This window comes from Nonomuraea sp. NPDC054003, from assembly GCF_055585125.1.
Map to the genome: position 1 here is coordinate 46,312 of NZ_JBVJKR010000012.1, position 23,787 is coordinate 70,098.

Here is a 23,787-nt window from a genome sequence, read left to right on the forward strand (position 1 = left end):
GGCAGCCATGGAAGCGAACCGTCCCGCCAGGATCACCACCATCGCCGACCTTTTCATCGACCAGGTGCGCCGGACCCCCGGGGCGCCGGCCGTGGTCGCCCCCGACGTGCGGCTGACGTACGCGGAGCTGGGCACGTACGTCTTCCAGCTCGCGCGACACCTGCAAGCGCGCGGGTTACGGCCCGAGGACGTCGTCGCCGTCGCGACTCCGCGCTCCGCCGAGATGGTGGTCTGCGTGCTGGCCGTCATGGTCGCCGGCGGCGCGTTCGTGCCCGTCGACCCGTCCTGGCCGCAGGCGCGGCAGCGGCAGGTGCGCGCCGAGGCGGGGGCCGTCCACGTGCTGGACGCGCGCGAGGTCGATCTCTCCTCCTGGCGGTACGGCGACGAGCCCGCCGAGCCGCCGGCCGTGTCCATCCAGGGCGGCCGGCTCGCCTACGTGATGTTCACCTCCGGCTCCACCGGCACGCCCAAGGGCGCCATGATCCGCCACGAGGCGATCAGCCACCGCCTGCTCTGGCAGATGGAGGAGATCCTCGGGTTCGGGCCCGGCGACGCGTCGCTGTTCAAGGCGCCGCTGTCGTTCGACATCTCCGTCAACGAGATCCTGCTGCCGCTCGTCTCCGGCGGGTACGTGGTGGTCGCGGAACCCGGCGGCGAGCGCGACCCCCAGTACCTGCTGGACCTGATCGCCCGCGAGGGCGTCACGTTCGTCTACCTCGTGTCGTCGATGCTGGACGTGCTGCTGGAGATGGCGCGCGGCACCTCGCTGCTGTCCGGGCTGAAGCACGTCTGGTGCGGCGGCGAGGTGCTCACCCCGGAGCTGTTCGAGCGCTTCCGCAGCCAGCTCTCCACGACGCTCTACCACGGGTACGGGCCGGCCGAGGCGACCATCGGCGTCTCCCACGTCATCTACCGCGACACCGCCGAGCGCATCGCGACCTCGATCGGCCGTCCCAACCCGCACACCCGGCTGTACGTGCTCGACGAGCGTCTGGAGCGGGCACCCGAGGGGGCCGTCGGGGAGCTGTACGCCGCCGGGTTCCTGCTCGGCCGCGGCTACGTCAAGGCGCCGTCGCTGACGGGCTCCCGGTTCGTCGCCGACCCGTTCGCCGCCGACGGCTCCCGGATGTACCGGACCGGCGACCTGGCCAGATGGGCGCCCGACGGGTCGCTGGAGTTCGTCGGCCGCGCCGACCACCAGGTGAAGATCCGCGGCATGCGGCTGGAGCTGGAGGAGGTCGAGGCCGCCCTCGCCGCCCACCCCCAGGTGCGGCAGGCCGTGGTCGTCGTGGACGCCACCGGCCGGCGGCTCGTGGGGTACGTCCGGGCCGACGAGCCCGTCCCGGCCGCTGCGCTGCGCGACTGGTGCGCCGGCCGCCTGCCCGCGTACATGGTGCCGGAGTCGTACGTCGTCCTGGACCGCTTCCCCCTCACCGCCAACGGCAAGGTGGACCGGCAGGCGCTGCCGGAGCCCGCCGTGCGCGCCCGCACGCGCTCGCCACGCACCCCGCGCGAGCGCGCGCTCTGCGAGATCTTCGCGCGGGTGCTGGGCGTGGCCGAGGTGGGGGCGGACGACGACTTCTTCGCGCTGGGCGGTGACAGCATCGTCGCGATCGGCGTGGTCAGGCAGGCGCGGCGCGCGGGTCTTGAGGTGCGCGCCCGTAACCTGTTCGCCCATCCCACGCCCGCCGCGCTGGCGGCCGTGGTCACCTCTGTGGACGTCGTCGCGGTGCCTGGAGTGAACGGGGTCGGCGCGGTCCCCGCCACCCCGATCACGTCGTGGCTCCAGGACGTCGGCCCCTCGATGGACGGCTTCGTCCAGTCGATCACCGTCCGCACGCCCCCGGGGCTCACGGGCGGCCAGCTCGAAACCCTGGTCGACGCCCTGCTGGACACCCACGACATGCTTCGCGCCCGAACGGTCGCCGTCGGTGATCAGGTCGTGTCCGGGGGGTTGGGGGCGGTCGGTGGTGACGGTGGTCAGGGCGTGTCGGGGGGGTTGGGGTTGGGGGCGGTCACTGGTGATCAGGCCGGATCTGGGGGTGTGGGGGCGGTCGGTGGTGACGGTGGTCAGGGCGTCTCTGGGGGGTTGGGGGAGCGCGGGGGGCCGTCCGGTGGTGGTCGGGATGGTCGTGGTGAGGTGCGGTGGTCGCTGGTGGTGGGGGAGCCTGGGTGGCCGCGGGCCGCGGAGGTGATCACTCGGGTCGCGACGGAGGCGGAGCTGGAACGGCAGGCCGCCGTGGCGGCGGAACGGCTTGACCCGGGCCGTGGACGGATGATCGACCTGGTGTGGCTGGACGCCGGGGCGCACGCGCAGGGGCGGCTGACCATCGTGATCCATCACGTGGTCGTGGACGGCGTGTCGCTCCGCGTGCTCCTGGAGGACCTGAGCCAGGCGTGGGAGGCGGTGCGGGCGGGGCGTCCCGTCGAGCTGCCCCCGGTGCCCACGTCGTTCCGGCAGTGGGCGACGCTGCTCCGGGCCCGCGACTTCGCCGCCGAAGAGGACCACTGGCGGGGCGTCTGCTCGGCGCCCGACCCGCTGATCGGCGACCGGCCCCTGGACCCGCGCCGCGACGTGGTCGCCACGGAGGAGTCCCTCACGGTCGAGATCCCGGCCGAGATCGCCGGGCGGCTGCTCGGCGCGGTCCCCGCCGCGGTGCACGGCGGGGTCAACGACGTGCTGGTCACGGCGGCGGCGCTCGCGCTCGGCCGATGGCGTGGTGCCGGTCCGGCCGTGCTGCTGGAACTGGAAGGACATGGACGGGAGGAGGAGGCCGTCGGGGACGTGGACCTGTCCCGTACCTTCGGCTGGTTCACCACCCTGTTCCCCGCACTGATCGACCCCGGCTCCGGAACGCCGGGCGAGGCGGTGAAAGCGGTCAAGGAACAGCTCCGCCGCGTGCCGAACCGCGGGCTCGGCTACGGCGCGCTCCGATACCTGGGGGACCGGCCCCGCCCCGACCTGGCGGTCACCCCACAGGTGCTCGTCCACTACCTCGGCCGCTTCGACGCGACCCCCGACAGTGGCCCGGACGCGATCCCCGAGGGTGGCCTGGACACGACTTCCGGCGCTGGCTCGGATGCGATTACCGGCATCGACCTGAACGCGACCTCCGGCGTCGGCTCGGACGCGATCCTCGACGGCGGCTTGGACGAGACTCCCGACGCCGACCCGGACGCGACCCCCGACACCGACCCGGACGCCGGGCGGGTGGCCGGGGTGGTCGGTGACTGGGCGCCTGTGGGGGAGGGCGAGGTCGTGGGGGAGCGGCGCGATCCGCGGATGCCGCTGCCGCGGGTGCTGGAGATCAACTCCGTTGCCGTGGACGGGGCCGGTGGGCCGGTCCTGACGACCAGGTTCAGCTGGCCGGCGGGTGTGCTGGACGCCGGGCGCGTGCGGGAGCTGGCCGCGATGTGGACGCGGGCGCTCACCGCCATCGCCACCAGCGACACGGTCACCGGGCACACGCCGTCCGACTTCCCGCTCGTACCGCTGGACCAGGAGGACGTGGCCGCCATCGAGGCCGAGTCGCCGGACCTGGAGGACGTGCTTCCGCTGTCGCCGCTGCAGACCGGGCTCTACTTCCACGCCACCTTCGACCCGGGGCGCGACCCGTACGTCGTCCAGCAGATCATCGAACTCGACGGCCCGCTCGACGGCGAGCGCCTGCGCCTGGCAGCAGACCGGCTGATCGGACGGTACCCGAACCTGGGCGCGGCCTTCCGCACCACGGGTGACGGGCACGTCGTGGCCGTGATCGCGGGCCGTCAGACGGTGCCGTGGCGTACCGAGGACCTGAGCCACCTCGACCACCCGCGGCCCGCCGTCGAGGCGGCGGCCACGGCGGAGCGGTCGGCGCCGTTCGACCTCGCCCGGCCTCCCGCCATGCGTTTCGCGCTGCTCAAGCTCGGCCCTCGGCGGCACGCGCTCGTCCACACCGTGCACCACATCCTGGCCGACGGCTGGTCGGTGCCCCTGATCCTGCGCGACCTGCTCGCCCTGTACGAGGACAGGGACCTGCCCGGACCGCCGCCCTACCGCGAGTTCCTGAGGATGCTCGCGACGCGCGACCCCGGACCGGCGATCGAGGCGTGGACCGCCGCCCTGGCGGGAGTCCACGAGCCGACCCGGCTCGCCGAAGCCCTCACCAGCCCCGCCGACGGTCCAGCCGGTGGGTTCGGGCGTGTGGTGCGGGAGTCGCCGGATGAGGTGGGGGAGCGGCTGCGGGGGTGGGCGCGGGAGAACGGGCTCACGGTGGGGTCGGTGCTCGCCGCTACGTGGGGGGTCCTGCTCGGACGTCTGACCGGCCGGGACGATGTGACGTTCGGATCGACCGTTTCCGGACGGGCGTCCGGAGAGGTGCCGGGCATCGACGCGATGGCCGGGCTGCTGATCAACACGGTTCCGGCGAGGTTGCGGTGGCATCCGTCGGACACGCTGGGCGACGCGTTGAGCCGATTCGCCCGCGCTCAGCGGGAGGTGATGGAGCATGAGCACGTTCCGCTGGCGGCGCTGCACCGCAGGCTGGGCGTGACCGAGCTGTTCGACACCCTGGTGGTCGTCGAGAACTACCCGGAGTCCCCGGCCGGGGAGGGTGAGCTTCGGATCGCCGGGGTCGACACGATCGAGGCGCCCCACTATCCGGTGACGCTGCTGGCCAAGCCGGGGACCCGGATCGCGCTCACGCTGACCCACGACCGGCGGCTGGTCTCCGGCACAGCGGCTGCCCTGCTCATCGGTCAGTACGAGAAGCTGCTCGCCGCCGTCGCCGACGACGCCACCCGGACATGCGGCCATGTGGAGCTGGTCTCCGAGGAGCAGTACGCGCAACTGACGGCTTTCGGCACCGGAGCCCCGGCGGGTGGTGGCGCCGGCGTGAACGACGCGTTCTACCGCCAGGACGCGGGAACCCCGGCGGGTGGTGGCGCCGCTGTGAATGAAGTGTTCGATCGCCAGGTCGCGGGAGTTCGGGGGAGCGGTGATGGCACAGTGATCGGCCTGTTCGAGCGTCAGGCCGCTGAGCATCCCGCGCGCACCGCCGTCGTCTGTGCCGGTGACATGTTCACCTACGCCGAGCTGCGCGACCGTGCCGATCGGGTGTGCGGGACACTGGTTGCTGCCGGGGTACGGCGCGGTGACATCGTCGCGGTGGCCGCCAGCCGCTCGGCGGACATGGCGGTGGCCCTGCTCGCCGTGATGCGGGCCGGGGCCGCGTACCTGCCCGTCGACCCCGGGTACCCGGCCGCCCGGATCGAGTTCATGCTCGCCGACGCCCGCCCGGTCTGCGTCCTCACGGACGAGGTGAGCGCCAGGACCCTGCCCCCGCACGACCTGCCCTCCTTCACCATCCGAGCAGCAGCCGCCGGACCGCCCGCCGGACCGCTCGCTGGGTCAACCGTCGTCGGGCCGTTGGACGTGGTGTCCGTCGTCTATACCTCCGGCTCGACCGGGCGGCCCAAGGCGGTCGTGGGCACGCACGGCGCGCTCGCCAACCGGCTCGGGTGGGCGGCGGAGGCGTGGGACGCGCGGGTGCGTCTGGCGAAGAGCTCGCTGAGCTTCATCGACGGTACGACCGAGCTGCTCGGCGGCCTGGTCGCCGGCGCCACCACGGTCATCGCGGGCGACCGGGAGGCGACCGACGGGGCGGCGCTGGCCGGGCTCGTCGAACGGTCGGGGGCGACCCAGCTCCTCGCCGTGCCCAGCCTGGCGGCGGCGCTCGCCGACACCGCGCCCGAGCCGCTGGCCGCGCTCACCCGCTGGATCTGCAGCGGCGAGCCCCTCGACCGGGCCTGCGTGCGGTCGCTCAGGAAAGCCTCGCCGAACGCCCGGATCGTCAACTCCTACGGCTCCTCCGAGGTCGCGGGAGACGTGCTCCAGGGCGAGGTCGGCCCCGAGGCGCCGGTGACACTGGGCAGGCCGGTGCCGGGAACGCGTCTCTACCTGCTCGACTCCACCCTCCATCCGGTGCCGCCCGGCGTGCCCGGGGAGATCTACGTCGGCGGCGTCCAGCTCGCCCTCGGCTACCTGAACCGGGCCGGGGTGACGGCGGGCCGGTTCGTCGCCGACCCGTTCGGCAGCGGCGCCCGCCTCTACCGCACTGGTGACCTCGGCCGGTGGACGCCTGACGGGCAGGTCGAGTTCCTGGGCAGGGCCGACGACCAGGTGAAGATCAACGGCTACCGGGTCGAGCCGGGCGAGCTGGAGGCCGCGCTGATGCGCCGCGCGGGCGTGGCCGACGCGGCGGTGGCGGTGCGGGGACGGGCCCTGCACGCGTACGTGGTGGCCGCGCCGGGAGAGCGGCTCGACCCGCGGGCGCTCCGGGGCCTGCTGGGCGCGGAGCTGCCCGCCTACCTGCTCCCTGCGACGGTGACCGTACTGGACCGGCTCCCCACGCTGCCCAACGGCAAGCGGGACCGTCGGGCGCTGCCCGACCCCGAGGTCACCACCGGCGGCGGGAAGCCGCGGACGGCGGGGGAGGCGGCGGTCCTCGCCCGCGTCGCCGGCCTGCTGGGCATCGACGACCTCGGCGTCCACGACGACTTCTTCACCGCCGGCGGCGACAGCATCCTCGCCATCCGCCTCGTCAGCCTGCTCGCCGGGGACGGGATCGAGGTCACCACCGGTGACGTCTTCCGCCTGCGCACGCCCGCCGCCATCGCCGCCTCCGTGACGGGAACCGGACAGGATGCGGCGGAGACCCTTGAGGGCGAGGTCTGGCCGCTGTCCCCGCTCCAGCAGGGCGTCTACTACCAGGCGACGTTCGCCGACAGCGGCAGCACCTACATCGCCCAGAACGTCTTCGACCTCGACCGCCGCGTCGACGTACCGGCCATGACGGCGGCGTTCGCGGCCCTGCTCCGCCGCCACCCCACCTTGCGCGCCGCCTTCGCCGCCGACGGCGCGTCCCAGCGCATCGCCGCCACGGTGCCCGCCGAGGTGCGGGTGATCGATCTGACCGAAACCGCCGCGAGACCGGCTGAGGTCCGGGCGGCCGGTCCCGCTGGTACGGGCGCCGATCCGGCCGCCCATGCCGCCGTCCGCGACGAGGAACTCGCTGGGGTGAAGGCGGACGAGCTGGGTGCCGTGCGCGACGGGGCGAAGGCGGACGGGTTGGGTGCCGTGCGCGGCGAAGGGCTCGCTGGGGGGGAGGTGCCCGGGCTGGGTGCCGTGATCGAGGCGGTGACGCGGGCGGATCGGGAGGAGCCGTTCGATCTGGCGCGTCCGCCTCTGGTCAGGCTGACCGTGGTGCGGCTGCCGGGCGGGCGGGACCGGTTGCTGCTCACGTCCCACTTCCTGCTGTGGGACGGGTGGTCGCGGGAGCTGGTGCTGCGGGAGCTGTTCGCGCTGTACGACTCGCGTGGCGCACGCGGCGCGCTCCCGCCCGCGGAGAGCACGTTCGCCGACTACCTCGCCTGGGTCGGCGGCCGGGACCGTGACGCCGCCGCCGCGGCCTGGGGCGCGGCTCTCGCGGGCGTCCGGGAGCCGACCATCCTGGCGCCGGAGGCCATCGGCCGCGAGCCGGTGGTGTCGGAGCGGATCGTCGCCGCGCTGCCCGCCGAGGTCACCACCCGGCTCGGCGAGCAGGCCGGCCGCGGCGGCGTCACGCTCAACGCGCTCCTGACCGCCGCGCTCGGCATCCTGATCGGATACGAGGCCGGCCGCACCGACGTGGTGTTCGGCACGACCGTCGCCGGGAGGCCCACCGAGCTGCCCGGGATCGAGAACGTGGTCGGCCTGTTCCTCAACACGGTCCCGGCCAGGGTGTCGGCCACGCCGTCCGCCACCGTGATCGAGCTGGCCCGCCGGGCCCAGGACGACCGCGTCGAGCTGGCGCCGCACGAACACCTCGGGCTCGGCGACATCCATCGCGCCTGCGGCCAGGAGCAGCTGTTCGACACCCTGTACGTGCTGCAGAACTTCCTGAACGACAGCACGTTCACCGAGCTGGAGCGCGAGCACGGCATCGTCGGCGTGGAGTACACCGACACCACCCACTACCCGTTCACCTGGGTGCTCACCCCCGGCGCCAACCTGCGGATCAAGCTCGAATACCGGCCGGACGTGGTGCGCGAACGCGACGCCCGGCGGATGGTGCGCCGCTTCACCCGGCTGCTGGAGCACCTCGCGGGCGGCCTGTCGGCGCCGGTCGGCGCGCTCGACCTGATGCTGGACGAGGAGCGCGCCGAACTGGCCGGGCAGTGGGCGGCGGCCGAGCATCCGATCGGCACGGCGACGATCGCCGGACTGCTGGCCGAGCGGGCCCGCGCCTGCCCCGACCAGGTGGCGCTGGTCTTCGGCGCGCGCTCGCTGACGTACGCCGAGCTGGACGGCCGGATCAACCAGTGCGCCAGGCTGCTGCGGTCGCAGGGCGCGGGCCCCGGCGAGATCGTCGCGCTCGGCCTGCCGCGCGGCGTCGAGATGGTCGTCTCGCTCTTCGCCGTCCTGCGCACCGGCGCCGCCTACCTGCCGCTGGAGCTGGACCATCCCGTCGAACGGCTGGCCGTCATGCTCGACGACGCGCGTCCCGTCCTGCTGGTCTGCGCCGACCCCGATGGCGACCTGGCCGGGCACCAGCGGCGGCTGGGCGGGCGGTGCGTCGTCCCGGACCGGCTCGCCGAGTTCCCGGCGGAGCCGCTGGACGTGGAGGTGCCGGGTGACCTGCCCGCGTACGTCATCTACACCTCGGGGTCCACCGGGCGGCCCAAGGGCGTGGTCACCCCGTACCGGGGTCTGACCAACATGCAGCTCAACCACCGGGCCGAGATCTTCGGCCCGGCCGCGCGCCGGACCGGGCGGGACCGGCTGCGCATCGCGCACACCGTGTCGTTCTCGTTCGACATGTCGTGGGAAGAGCTGCTGTGGCTGGTCGAGGGCCACGAGGTCCACATCTGCGACGAGGAGCTGCGCAGGGACGCCACCGCGCTCGTCGCGTACTGCCGGGACCACCGGATCGACGTCGTCAACGTGACCCCGACCTACGCCCACCTGCTGTTCGAGGAGGGCCTGCTGGACGGCGGCCACGCGCCCTGCCTGGTGCTGCTCGGCGGCGAGGCCGTCGGCGACGCCGTCTGGGACCGGCTGAGGCGGCCGGGCGGGCCCGAGGGCTACAACCTGTACGGGCCGACCGAGTACACGATCAACACGCTCGGCGCGGGCACCAACGACAGCGCCACCCCGACCGTGGGCCGCCCCATCTGGAACACCCGCGCGTACGTGCTGGACCGGTGGCTCCGGCCGGTGCCCGCGGGCGTGGTCGGCGAGCTGTACGTCACGGGCGCCGGGCTCGCCCACGGCTACCTGCACGCGCCCGGTCTGACGGCCGGGCGCTTCGTGGCCGACCCCTTCCTGCCCGGCGGGCGCATGTACCGCACCGGAGACCTCGTCCGCCGGCGTGACGACGGCAACCTCGACTTCCTCGGCCGCGTCGACGACCAGGTGAAGATCCGCGGCTACCGGGTCGAGCTCGGCGAGGTCGAATCCGCCCTGTCGGCGCTCCCCCAGGTACGGCAGGCCGCCGTCGTGGCCCGCCCCGACCCCCGCGCGCCCGGCCTCAGGAAACTGGTCGCCTACGTGGTCCCGATCTCCACCGCCGCCACTGGGTCGGTTGGTTCGGCGGGTGATGAACCGGCCGCCGCCCGCTCGGGCGGGGCCGAGTTCGCGGCGCGGTTGCGGGCGGCGCTGGCTGAGCGGTTGCCCGGCTACATGGTCCCCGCGCTGTACGGGATCACGCCCGAGTTGCCGCTCACCGTGAACGGCAAGCTGGACGTCGCCGCGCTTCCCGAGCCCGTGGCGCCGGGAGGCGGGGCACGGCGGGAGCCGCGCGGCGCCGCGGAGCGGACGCTGTGCGGCGTGTACGCCGAGGTGCTCGGCCTGCCGGAGGTGGGGATCGACGACGACTTCTTCGCCGTCGGCGGTGACAGCATCTCCTCCATCGCGGTGGCCGGTCGCGCTCGCGCGGCCGGGCTGGACCTCACCCCGCGCGACATCTTCCGCCGCCGCACCGTGCGCGCGCTCGCCGCCGCCCTGCCGCAGGCGGCCCCCGAGGCCGCGCACGACCCCGGCGCCGGGACGATCCCGCTCACCCCGATGCTCGCCGAGACGATGCTCGCCCGCACCCCGCTGGAGCGCTTCTACCAGTCCATGGTGCTGCCCGCCCCGGCAGGGCTCGACCGGGAACAGGTGGAACGGGCGGTACGCGCCCTCTGCCTCCACCACGACCTGCTCCGGGCCAGGCTCGACCGCCACGACGACACATGGACGCTGTCGGTGCCCCCGCCCGCGGAGTTCGACGCCTCCACCCTCTGCATGAACGCGGACCCGCAGGCTGAAGAGGAGGCGGCCGGGCGGCTCGACCCGGAGCGCGGGATCATGGTGCAGGCGGTCTGGTTCGACGGCGGCCCGCGACCCGGACGGTTGCTGCTGGTCGTCCACCATCTGGTCGTCGACGGCGTCTCCTGGCGGGTGATCGCCGAGGACCTCGCGCGCGCCTGGACGGACGTGCGGGCGGGCCGCGAACCCGCCCTGGACCCCGTCCCCACCTCCTTCCGCGCCTGGGCGGAGAAGATCCAGGACACCCGGGCGAGCTTCCGCGACGAGGCAGGCCACTGGCGCGACGTCCTCGCCACCGACGACCCGCCGCTGGGCACCCGCCCGCTGGACCCCGCCGTCGACACGGCCGCCACCGTCAGGTCGCTGACGGTGGCGCTGCCCCCGGACACGAGCGCGGCCCTGCTGTCCGCCGTGCCCGCCGCGATGCACGGCGGCGTCAACGACGTGCTGCTGACCGGCTTCGCCGTGGCCCTCGCCCGGTGGCGGCGCACGCACGGGCGCGGCGGCGGCTCCGCCGTACTCCTCAGCCTCGAAGGCCACGGCCGCGACGGCGAGCTCGCCGGCGGCGCCGACCTGTCACGGACCGTGGGCTGGTTCACCGCCATCCACCCCGTGCGGCTGGATCCCGGGCCGCTGAGCTGGGACGAGGTCATGGCGGCCGGCCCCGGGCTGGCCGGCGCGGCCAAGGCGGTCAAGGAGCAGCTGCGCGCGGTGCCGCGCAACGGTCTCGGGCACGGGGTCCTGCGCCACCTCGACGGCCTGGACCTGCCGCGGCCGCCGCAGATCCTCTTCAACTACCTGGGCCGGTTCGCCGCCGGCGGGAGCACGCTGCGCGAGGGCGTGCACCCGGACAACCCCGCGATGGGGCTGGAGATCAACGCCCTGGCCCAGGACGGGCCGGACGGGACCACGTTCACGGCCACGCTCTCCTGGCCGACCGGCGTCATGCGCGCCGAGGACGTCGCCGAGCTGGCGGAGCTCTGGACGGCCGCGCTGACGGCGCTGACCCGCTGCGCCGAACTGGCCGGGCACACCCCGTCGGACTTCCCCCTGGTCAAGCTGACGCAGCGGGACGTGGACCGGTTCGCGGGCGCGCGTGACATCCTCCCGCTGCTGCCGCTCCAGCAGGGCATGTACTTCCACGCGTCGTTCGGCGCCGGCCACACGGACACGTACGTGGTGCAGCAGGTCGCCGAGCTATCCGGGCCCGTGGACCGGGCGGCGCTGCGCCGCGCGGTGACCGCGACCGTGCACCGCCACGACGCCCTGCGCGCGAGCTTCCGCGAACTGGCCGACGGGCGGGTGGTCCAGGTGATCGCCGAATCCGTCGACGTGCCGTGGCGCGAGGCCGACCTGAGCGGCCTGCCCGCCGAGGAGGCCCGCGCCCGGCTGGCCGAGCTGACCGCCGCCGAACTGGCCGAGCCGTTCGACCTGGCCACCGCGCCGCTGGTGCGCTACGCGCTGGTCTCGCTCGGCGACGCCGACCACCGGCTCGTGGAGACCATGCACCACATCGTCGCCGACGGCTGGTCGTACCCGCTGGTGTTCGGCGACATCGTCGAGTCGTACGAGCGCGGGCGCGCGCTGCCCGCGCCGGCGGTGACGTTCCGCGACCACGTGGAGGCGGTGGCCGGGCTCGACCGGGCTGCCGCCCGCGACGTGTGGGCCGCCGCGTTGGACGGCGTCTCACCGACCCGCCTGTACGACGGCGCGTACGCGGTGTCCAGGCACGACGGCGTGCACCGGGACCTGCCCGTCGGCGAGGTCCTCGCGGCGGCCCGCGAGCGGGGGGTGACGCTGAGCACGTTCGTGCACGCGGCGTGGGGGCTGGTGCTGGGCGGGCTGCTCGGGCGCGCGGACGTGGTCTTCGGCTCCACGGTGTCAGGGCGCGGCGGGAGCCTGCCCGGCGTCGAGACGATCGTCGGCCTGCTGATCAACACCATTCCCGTGCCGATGTCCTGGGACCCCGGCGCCACGCTGGGCGACGTCCTCGACCGGCTGCACGCGCGGCAGGGCGACCTGCTCGACGCGCAGCACGTCGGGCTCGCCGAGCTGGCCCGTCTCACCGGGGTCCGCGAGCTGTTCGACACCATGGTCGTGGTCGAGAACATCCCCGCCGTGCCCGCCGGCGAGCGCTCCGGGCTCACGTTCCGCGGCTTCACCGGCACCGACTCGCCGCACTACCCGGTCTCCCTGGTGGCCTTCCCCGGCGAGCGGCTCACCCTGGAGATCAAGTACGACGTCGCGCTGGTCGGCGAGGAGCGGGCCGGGCGGCTGCTCGACCTGGTCGTCCGGGTCCTCGGCCAACTGGTCCACGCCCCCGGCACGCCCGTCTCCCAGCTGGACCTGCCGCCGCTCGGCACGTCGCCGGGCCGAGCGGGTGCGGCGGCATCCCGTACGGCGTTCCTCGGGGCGGCGACGCTGGCGGACGCGTACGCCGCCGCTCGGCCGGAGGCCACCGCTACGGCCGTGACCTGGCGCGACACCTCGCTCACCCACGCCGAGCTGGACGAGGCCGCCACCAGGCTGGCCAGGACACTGGTCGCCAGGGGAGTGGGGCCCGAGTCGAGGGTGGCCGTGGCGCTGCCGCGCTCGGCCGATCTCGTCGTCGCGCTGCTCGCCGTCGTCAAGGCCCGCGGCTGTTACGTGCCGCTGGACATCGACGCCCCCGCCGCCCGGCTGAGGTTCATCCTGGACGACGCGGCCCCGGTGTGCCTGCTGACCGATCCCGCGACCCTGGCCCGCCTGCCCGACCCCGCCGTACCGGTCGTCCTGCTGAACGAGCCGCCCCAGGACGGCGATCAGTACGGTGCGGATCTGGACGGACCCGGTGCCGCGGACAGTGCGGCGTACATCATCTACACCTCCGGGTCGACGGGGCGGCCCAAGGGGGTGGCGGTGACGCATCGCAACGTGCTGTCGCTGTTCGGGGCGGCCGGTGAGCTCTTCGACTTCGACGCCTCGGACGTGTGGACGATGTTCCACTCGGTCGCGTTCGACTTCTCGGTGTGGGAGCTGTGGGGGGCGCTGCTGCACGGCGGGCGGCTGGTGGTCGTCGACCAGGAGGTGGCCCGCGACCCGCGGCGTTTCCTGGGCCTGCTGGAGCGCGAGCGGGTGACGGTGCTCAACCAGACCCCGTCCGCGTTCTACCCGCTGATCGAGGCGGCGCGGGGCGAGCTCGCGCTCCGGTACGTGATCTTCGGCGGCGAGGCGCTGGACCCGGGCCGCCTGGCCCCGTGGCGGCGGCGCCATCCCGCCACGGCCCTGGTCAACATGTACGGGATCACCGAGACGTGCGTGCACGTCACGTTCCACGCCCTGACGTCGGACGACACCGCGAGCGTCATCGGCGGGCCGCTGCCCGGCCTCCGCGTGCACGTGCTCGACCGCCACCTGCGGCCGGTCCCGCCGGGGGCCGTGGGCGAGGTGTACGTCGCGGGTGACCAGCTGGCCCGCGGGTACCTCGACCGCCCGGCGCTGACCGCCGCCCGCTTCGTCGCCGACCCGTTCACCCCGGGCGGGCGGCTGTACCGCAGCGGCGACCTCGCCCGCCGCACCCCCGGCGGGGACCTCGTCCATCTCGGCCGCGCCGACCGGCAGGTGAAGATCCGCGGCTACCGGATCGAGCTCGGCGAGGTCGAGTCCGCCCTGCTGACGCTCGACGGCATCGCCGACGCCGCCGCGGTCGTCCGAGAGGACCGGCCGGGCCGCCGGCGCCTGGTCGCGTACGTGGTCGCGCGTCAGGGAGCGCGGGTGGACCTGGCCAGGGAGCACCTGGCCAGGCTGCTGCCTTCCTACGCCGTCCCGGCCGCGTTCGTCCCCCTCGACGCGCTGCCGCTCACCGTCAACGGCAAGCTCGACCGCGACGCCCTGGCCGCCCTCCCCCTCACCGTTCCCGTTCCGGCCGGAGGTTCCGGTGACGCCGCGGTCGCGGCCGCGTCTGCCGAGGCTCTCGTGACAGCCTCCGAAGAGGGGCCGGTGGAGCTGCTGCGAGGGCTCTTCGCGGAGGTTCTCCAGCTCGCCTCGGCCGGGGGCGACGACGACTTCTTCCACCTCGGCGGCGACAGCATCATCGCCATCCAGCTCGTGAACCTCGCCAGGCGCCGAGGGCTGCGGCTGTCACCGCAGGACGTGTTCGTGCACAGGACCCCGGCGGCCCTCGCGGCGGCGGCGGCTCCGCGGCCGGTCGAGCCGGTGGCGGACGCCGCAGAGGGAGACGGCGTCGGCGAGATCATGCTGATGCCGATCGTGCACCGGCTGGCCGAGCTGGGCGGGAGGATCTCGCGGCTGAACCAGGCCGAGCTGCTCCGCACCCCGGCGGGGATGACCCGTGAGCAGGTCGCCGCGCTCGTCCGGGCGCTGGTCGACCGGCATGACGCGCTGCGGTCGCGGCTGAGCAGGCCGTCGCCGTTGCTGTGGTCGCTGGAGACTCGAGCGGCCGGTGACACCCCGGATCCCGGCGTGCTCGCGGTGGACGCGGCGGGGCTCGGCGACGACGGCCTGAGCGCCGTGATCGCGGCCGAGTCCGACGCCGCCGCCGACCGGCTCGACCCCGACGCCGGGCGGATGGTCGAGGCGGTGTGGTTCGACAGGGGGCCGGACCGGCAGGGCAGACTGCTGATCGTCGCCCACCATCTGGTGGTCGACGGGGTGTCCTGGCGGATCCTCGCCGAGGACCTGAGGCAGGCCTGGGAAGCCGTCTCGGCCGGGGAGCGGCCCGTGCTCGACCCGGTCGGCACCTCCCTGCGCGCCCACGCGCGCTCGCTGGCCGAGAACGCCGCCCAGGCCGCCAGGCTGGCCGAGTTCGAGCACTGGACGGCCACGCTGCGGCCGGGCGGCGAGCTCGACCCGTCGGCCACGACCGCCGGCCTGACGGTGGGCGCCACCCGGGACCACGTACTCCGCGTGCCCGGCGACGTGACCGGGCCGCTGCTCACCACCGTCCCGGGCAGGCTGGGCGTGGACGTCACCGAGGCGCTGGTCGCCGCGCTGCGCACGGGCGTCGCGCGCTGGCGGGCGGCGAGGGGCGGGGACGCCGGGGCGCCGCTGGTGATCGACCTGGAAAGGCACGGCCGCGAGGGCGACGCCGACCTCTCCCGTACGGTCGGCTGGTTCACCGCCATCGCGCCCGTACGGCTGCCGGGCGGCTCGGCCGGTCCCGCCGAGGTACGGCGAGCCGTGCGGGCGGCCCCGGACGGCGGGCTCGGGTTCGGGCTGCTGCGCTACTGCAACCCCCGGACCGCGGCCCCGCTCGCCCGGCTCGGCACGCCCCAGCTGCTCTTCAACTACCTCGGCAGGTTCCCCGTCGGAGGGGAGGGGGATTGGGACACGGCGCCGGAGACCGCCGCGCTGCGCGTGGCCCCCGACCCCGACCTGGGCACCCCGTACCTGCTGGAGATCAACGTCGCCTGCCACGACACGCCGGACGGGCCGGAGCTGCGCGCCGTCCTCACGTACGCGGAAGGAGGACTGGGCGCGGACGACGTGCGGGCGCTCGCCGACGACTGGGCCGCCGCGCTCCGCGACCTCATCCTGGAGAAGGCCGAGCCGCGAGCACTGACCGCGGCCACCCGGGAGCCTCGGACAGATGCCGGGACCGCGGTGGCGCCGGGGGACGGGCCGCGGACGTGGGCGCTGTCCCCGTTGCAGGAAGGGCTGTTCTTCCAGGCGCGTTACGCCGGGGACGCCGACGTGTACGTGGCGCAGAACGCGTTCGACTTCGCCGGGCGGCTCGACCTCGGGCGTCTGCGCCGGGCCTACGCGGCGCTCCTCGACCGGCACGCGACGCTGCGTCTCGGGTTCGTCGCGGACGGCGGGCACCGGCCGGTCGCCGTGGTCGGGACCGGGCTGGACGCCGCCGTCGGGGAGATCGACCTGTCGGCGGACGGTTCCCGGCTGCCGGAGGTGATGGAGGAGGACCGGCGGCGGCCCTTCGACCCGGCCGCGCCGCCGCTCTGCCGGTTGACCGTGGTCCACCTGCCCGGCCGTGACCGCCTGCTGCTCACGTACCACCTGCTCCTGTTCGACGGCTGGTCGCGGGAGCTGGTGCTGCGCGAGCTGTTCGCGCTGTACGAGTCCGGCGGCGAGCGCGGCGTCCTCCCCGAGGGCGGGGCGGTCTACACCGGCTACCTCGCCTGGCTGGCCCGCCAGGACGGCGACGCGGCGGCGCGGGCCTGGGCGGAGGCGCTCGCGGGCCTGGAGCCCACCATCCTGTTCCCCGCGGCGGCGGGGACCGCGCCGGTGCCCGCGACCAGCCTGGCGTTCCGGCTCACCGAGGAACAGACGCGGCGCGTCACCCGCCAGGCCCGCCGGTCAGGGGTGACGCTCAACGCGCTGCTCACCACCGCGCTCGGCCTGGTGCTGGCCCACGCGTCCGGCCGCCGCGACGCCATCTTCGGCACGACCGTCGCCGGGCGGCCGACCGAGCTGGAGGGCGTCGAGTCGGCGATCGGCGTGTTCCTCAACACGGTGCCCACGGCGGTCCGGCTCGCCCCGGACGAGAGCGTGCTGGACGTCATGCGGCGGGTCCAGGCCGACCGCGTCGCGCTGATGCCGCACGAGTATCTGGGGCTCGGCGACATCCAGCGCGCGGCGGGCCGCGACCAGCTGTTCGACAGCCTGTACGTGCTGCAGAACTTCCTCGGCGACGACACGTTCACCGATCTGGAGGAGGCGCACGGCATCGTCGGCGTGTCCAGCGTGGACGCCACGCACTTCCCGCTGACGTGGGTGGCCACCCCGGGCGCGCGGCTCTCCGTGCGGCTGGAGTACCGGGCCGACGTGGTGGCGCGGGAGCGGGCGGAGGCGCTGCTGGCCCGGCTGGAGCGGGTGCTGCTCCGCCTCGTGGACGACCCGGCGGCGACCGTGGCCGACGTGCCGCTGCTGCTGCCGGGGGAGAGCGCCGTGCCCGCCGGGGCCGTGCGGCCCATCGGCGAGGACACGATCGCGGACCTCCTGGCGGCCCAGGCGCGGCGCACCCCGGAGCGGGCCGCGCTCACCTCGGGCACGCGGACCCTCACCTACGCCGAGCTGGACGCCCGGGTGAACCAGATCGCGCGCTCGCTGCTGGCCGGGGGAGCGGGACCCGAGAAGATCATCGCGCTCGCCGTGCCCCGGTCGGCCGACATGGTCGCCGCGCTGTTCGCGGTGCTCCGCACCGGGGCGGCTTACCTCCCGCTCGAACTCGACAACCCCGGCGACCGGCTGCTGGCGATGCTGGCCGACGCCCGCCCGGTGCTGCTGGTGACCACGCGGGCGGTGGAGCCCAGGCTCTCCTCCCATCCGGTGGCGCGGCTGTGCCTGGAGGACGTGTCGGGACCCGCCGATCCGGTCACCGTCGCGCGCGGGCCGGGTCACCTGGACCATCCCGCGTACGTCATCTACACCTCCGGCTCCACCGGCCGTCCCAAAGGCGTGGTCACGCCGTACCGGGGGCTGACCAACATGCAGCTCAACCACCGGGAGGCGATCTTCACGCCGGCCGTCGCCGCGACCGGCGGGCGGATCCTCACCATCGCGCACACCGTCTCCTTCTCCTTCGACATGTCGTGGGAGGAACTGCTCTGGCTGGTCGAGGGCCACCACGTGCACATCTGCGACGAGGAGCTGCGCAGGGACGCCACCGCGCTCGTCGCCTACTGCCACCGCCACCGCGTCGACGTGGTGAACGTGACGCCCACCTACGCCCGGCACCTGCTCGACCAGGGCCTGCTCGACGGCCCGCACCGCCCGCCGCTGGTGCTGCTCGGCGGCGAGGCGGTGCCCCAGTCCCTGTGGTCGGAGCTGCGCGACGCCGAGGGCGTGAGCGGCTACAACCTCTACGGGCCGACCGAGTACACGATCAACACGCTCGGCGCGGGCACCGGCGAGAGCGCCACCACCACGGTCGGGCGGCCGATCTGGAACACCCGCTGTCACGTGCTGGACGCCTTCCTGCGCCCGGCCCCCGTCGGCGAGCTCTACATCGCGGGGGCGGGCCTGGCGCGCGGCTACCTCGGCCGCGCCGGGCTGACCGCCGGGCGGTTCGTCGCCGACCCGTCCGTCCCGGGCGGGCGCATGTACCGCACCGGCGACCTCGTCCGCGTCCGGGAGGACGGCAACCTCGACTTCCTCGGCCGCACCGACGACCAGGTGAAGATCCGCGGGTACCGGGTGGAGCCGGGCGAGGTCGAGGCCGCCGTCACCGCCCGGCCCGGGGTGCGCCGGAGCGCCGTCCTCGCCGTCCCCGACGGCTCCGGCGCCAGGCGCCTGGTGGCCTATCTCGTCCCCGACGGCCCCGCGGGCGCCGAGCTGGCCGCCGCCGTGCACGCCGGGCTCAAGGAGGTGCTGCCCGGCTACATGGTGCCGGCGGCGTACGCGGTGGTGGACGCGCTGCCGCTGACCGTGAACGGCAAGCTCGACACCGCCGCGCTGCCCCCGCCCAGCGCGCCGGCGTCGCGTTCGCGACCGCCCGCCGACGAGCGGGAGCGGCTGCTGTGCACGCTGTTCGGCCGGGCGCTCGACACCGGCGACGTCGGGGCCGACGACGACTTCTTCGACCTGGGCGGGCACTCCCTGCTGGCCATCCGGCTGCTCGGGCTCGTGCGCGCCGCCACGGACGCGGACCTCACGCTGCGCGACCTGTTCGACGCGCGCACCCCCGCCCGGCTCGCCGCCCGCCTCACGAGCGGCGCGGCCCCGTCACGGGTGAGGTCCGGGCGGCCCCCGCTCACCCGGCGGCCCCGCCCCGACCGGGTGCCGCTGTCGCCCGCGCAGGAGCGGCTCTGGCTGCTTCAGCAGCTCGACCCCGGCTCGACCGCCTACACCTACCCGCTGCTCGTCCGGCTGCGCGGCGCGGTGGACGCCGCCGCCCTGCGCGCCGCGCTCGGCGACGTGGCGGCCAGGCACGAGGTGCTGCGCACGGTCATCGACGCCGGGCCCGCGCAGCGGGTGCTCGCCGCACCCCGGATCGACCTGGACGTCGTACGATGCCCGGACGCGGGCCCGGTGCTGGCCGAGGCGCTCGCCCGTCCCTTCGATCTGGCCGCCGGGCCGCCGCTGCGGGCCACCCTCGTCGAGGAGCACGACACCGGCCACACCGTGCTGGCGCTGGTGCTGCACCACATCGCGATGGACGAGTGGTCCGACGGCCCGCTGCTGCGCGACCTCGGCGCCGCCTACGCCGCCCGGCTGGCGGGCCGGGCCCCCGACTGGGAGCCGCTGCCGGTGCAGTACGCCGACTACGCGCTCTGGCTGTCGCTCGACGACCGGCACGACGACGACCGCGCCTACTGGGAGCGGCGGCTGCGCGGCCTGCCCGCCGAGATCGCCCTGCCCGCCGAGCGTGCGCAACGGGTACGGACCGGGCGCCCGGCCGGGCAGGTGACCGCCACGATCCCGCCGGAGCTGGCCGCGTCGCTGCGGGACCTGGGGCACGCCGAGTCGGCGAGCATGTTCATGGTGCTCCACGCGGCGCTCGCCACCCTGCTCAGCCGTCTCGGCGCCGGTACGGACATCCCCATCGGCACCCCCGCCTCCGGCCGCGCCGATCCCGCCCTGCACGACCTCGTCGGGTTCTTCGTCAACACCGTCGTGCTCCGTACGGACCTGTCCGGCTCGCCTGCCTTCGCCGAGCTGCTGCGGCGGGTGCGCGAGACGGACCTGGCCGCGTTCGAGCACGCGAGCCTGCCCTTCCAGCAGGTGGTCGAGGCGGTCAACCCGGCGCGGGCGCAGGGCCGCAACCCGCTGTTCCAGGTGATGCTCGGCTACCTGCACCGCCCGGCCGGGCGTGACACCGTGCTCGGCCTGCCGGTGGGGGAGGCGCCCCTGGTCGCCGCCGACCCGAAGGTGGACCTGAACCTCACCTTCGTCGACGGCGAGCCGTTCGAGATGGTCCTGGAGTACGACGCGGACCGCTTCCACCCGGCGACCGCGCGCCGGCTGGCCGACCGCCTCCTGGTGCTGCTCGCCGAGGTCGCCGCACGCCCGGAGCAGCCGATCGAGACCCTGGACGTCCTGTCCGAGCGCGACCGGACCGACCTGGCCGACTGGCAGACCGGCGGCCCGGCCCCGATCGGCGGAGCGCCGTGGCACGCCCGGTTCTCGGCGCTGGCGAGGGCGACTCCGGAGGCGGACGCCTGCGTGTTCGAGGGCCGGACGATGAGTTACGCCGAGCTGGACGCCGCCTCCGACGCCTTCGCCGCCAGGCTCGCGGAGCTCGGGCCGGAGGACCTGGTCGGGATCGCCCTGCCGCGGTCGGCGGAGCTGCTGGTGGCCGTGCTCGGCGTGGCCAAGGCGGGCGCCGCCTACCTGCCGCTCGACCCCGCGTTCCCGGCCGAGCGGCTGCGCTTCATGGTCGAGGACGCGCGACCGGCCGCGATCGTCGTGGACGACCGCACCCGCGACCTCTTCCCCGGCGGCATCACGCTCGACGGCCCCCCGGCCCCCGCCCGGGAGAGCGCGCAGTGGGATCCGCGGACGGCGGCGTACGTCATCTACACCTCCGGTTCCACCGGGCGCCCCAAGGGCGTGGTGGTGACCCGGGGAGACCTGGAGTGCTTCCTCGGCGCGCTGCCCGTGACCGGGCCGGGCGACCGGCTGCTCGCCGTGACCACGCTCTCCTTCGACATCTCGGTCCTCGAACTGATGGGGCCGCTGCGTACCGGAGGCTGCGTGGTCATCGCCTCGGACGCGCAGGTGAGGGACCCGCGGCTGCTCGCGGGGCTGATGCGGGACGAGCGGGTCACGATCATGCAGGCCACCCCGTCGCTGTGGTCGGCGCTGCCCGCCGACGCCGAGCTCGGCGGGGTGCGCGTGCTGGCCGGCGGCGAGGCGCTGCCCCCCGCCCTGGCGGAGCACCTGAGCGAGCGGGCCGCGAGCGTGACCAACCTGTACGGCCCCACCGAGGTGACCGTCTGGGCCACCGCCGCGGCCGTCCGCCCGGGTGAACGTCCCGCGCTCGGCCGCCCGTTGCCCGGCACGGCCGCGTACGTGCTGGACGCGGCGCTGCGCCCGGTGGCTCCCGGCGTCGCGGGGGAGCTGTATCTCGGCGGCGCCCAGGTCACGCGCGGCTACCTGCGCCGCCCGGGGCTCACCGCGGCCAGGTTCGTCGCCGACCCCTTCACCGGCGGGCGCATGTACCGCACCGGTGACCTCGCCAGGTGGAGCGCCGACGGGGAGCTGGAGTTCCTGGGGCGCGCCGACCACCAGGTCAAGGTGCGGGGCTTCCGCGTCGAGCTCGGCGAGATCGAGGCGGTCGCCGCCACCTGCCCCGGCGTGGCGGCGGTCGCGGTCGCCGCCCGCCGGGACCGGATCGTCGCCTACGTCACCGCGCCGGCCCCCGGGCTCCGCGACCACCTCGCGGAGCGGCTGCCGTCCACCATGGTCCCCGCCGCCGTCGTCGTGCTCGACGAGCTGCCGCGCACCCCCAACGGCAAGGTGGACCGGGCCGCGCTGCCCGACGTGGACTTCGCGCCCACGGCCGCCGGCGTCGCGCCGCGCACCCGTGCCGAGGCGGCCGTCTGCGCCGTCATGGCCGAGGTGCTGGGGGTCGGACGGGTCGGCGTGGACGACGACTTCTTCGCCCTGGGCGGCCACTCGCTCCTGCTCGTCAGGCTGGCCGCGGCCCTGCGAGCGGAGCTGGGGGCCGAGATCCCGGTCGCGGACCTGTTCACCGCCCCCACCGCAGCCGCCCTGGCCCGGCGGATCGCCGGCGGCGCCCCCGCCGGCGACGCGATGGCCGAACTGCTCGTCCTGCGGCCGGGCGGATCGCGGCCGCCCCTGTTCTGCTTCCCGCCCGCGAGCGGGCTCGCCTGGCAGTTCGCCGCGCTCAAGCGCCACCTGCCGGAGGACGTCCCGCTGTACGGGCTGCAGTCGCCCCGCCTGAGCCGTGACACCGCCCTGCCCGAGACGATGGACGAGCTCGCCGCCGAGTACGCCGGCCTGATCGGACGCACCGCCCTGGAAGGCCCCGTCAGCCTGCTCGGCTGGTCGTTCGGCGGCGCGGTGGCCCACAAGGCCGCGGTGCTGCTGGCCGCGGAGGGTCGTGAGATCGGCCTGCTCGGCATGCTGGACACGCCGCTGGAGGTGCCCGGAGGGGCGGACGACGTCGCCGCGCTGCTGGCCGAGATGGGCTACCGGGTGCCGGACGGGCGCATGTCGGTCGCCGACGCCGTCACGTTCCTGCGCGGCCTCGGCGACGGCGTCGCGGTCCTGGCGGACGAGCAGATCGGGCGCGTCGTGGAGAGCTACCTGGACAGCGACCGCATGATGGCGCGGGCCCGGTACGACGTGTTCCCCGGCGACGTGCTCTTCGTCGACGCGACCGTGCCGGAGCCGGGCTTCACCGGGAGGGCCTCCGGCCGGTGGCGCCCCCACGTGGCGGGCGAGCTGCGCGCGGTCGCCGTGGAGTGCCGCCACTCCGAACTGCTGGACGCCCGCGCGCTGGAGATCGTCGGCCCGCTGCTGGCCCGCCTCATGTGATGGCGGACAGGTCCTTGACCGGGGTGGAGGGGTCCATGTCGGCGGCGTTCGCGAGCTGCGGCACGAGCACGTCGAGCGCGTACAGCAGCGCGTCCGGCCCGCTGTAGGAGAGCGCGCCGCCGAGCGGGGTGGAGAAGTCCGTGTAGATCGTGCGGTCGCTCTCGACGACCTTCAGCCGGGAGAAGACCGGCGAGGCCAGCATCTTCTCCTTCGTCGAGCCGTTGACGAACAGCACGTCGCGGTCGATCAGGTCCAGCCGCTCCTCGCTGATCTCGTTGGCCTCGCTCTGCGCGGCGAAGCCGAGCGCGTCGAACAGCGCGCGGCGCGGGTCGCGGGCCGGGATCAGCCAGTGCTGCCCGTTCTCCGGCCCGAAGTCGACCACCAGGACCTTGCCGGCGAACTCGGGGTGCGCCCGCTTCGCCTCAGTGATTCTCGCGTTGACCTTGTCGACGAGGGCCTGAGCCTCGGCGGCCTTGCCCAGCGCCTTGCCCGTGGTGATCGTCTGGACGTCCCAGGGGGTCTGCTCGTCGGCGTAGGCGTCCGACTGGATGACAGTGGGCGCGATCTGCGAGAGCTTCTCGTACGTCTCCTTGTTGATCGTCTCGTAGATCGCGATGATCACGTCGGGGCGCTGTTTGATGATCGCCTCGAAGTTGAGCTCCGCCGAGAACGTGGACAGCTCCTGGCCGCCCAGCGCCTTCTTGACCCACGGGAAGGTCGCGTACGCGTCGAACCACGCGCGGGTGCTGACCGGGACCACGCCCAGCGCGAGCGCGAAGTCCTGGTCGTTCCAGCCGACGGTGACGACCCGGGCGGGCCTGGTCTCGATCGTGGTGCTGCCGAACTTGTGCTCGATGGTGACCGGGAACGCGGTGTCCGCCGGCGCGGAGGCACTCGGGGCGGCGGGCTCCGGGGCCGCGCAGGAGACCAGCGAGGCCGCCAGGAAGAGGGATAAGAAGGCTCGCGGAACCGCACGGGAACTGATCATGGGGATTCCT

Annotated in this window: 2 protein-coding genes; one reads left to right on the top strand and one right to left on the bottom strand. The window is 74.8% G+C overall.

The window, feature by feature from the left end; translation table 11 throughout:
• Positions 1–7 precede the first annotated feature (7 nt).
• Complete coding sequence (locus ACZ6YG_RS29405) at positions 8–22,789, top strand: amino acid adenylation domain-containing protein (RefSeq protein ID WP_466019771.1); 22,782 nt, start codon at positions 8–10, stop codon at positions 22,787–22,789.
• On the opposite strand, the gene ACZ6YG_RS29410 is transcribed toward ACZ6YG_RS29405, so the two are convergent.
• Positions 22,782–23,777, bottom strand: a complete 996-nt coding sequence (locus ACZ6YG_RS29410; protein WP_397197919.1) for an ABC transporter substrate-binding protein — start codon at positions 23,775–23,777, stop codon at positions 22,782–22,784. The genes ACZ6YG_RS29405 and ACZ6YG_RS29410 overlap by 8 nt on opposite strands.
• Positions 23,778–23,787 lie beyond the last annotated feature (10 nt).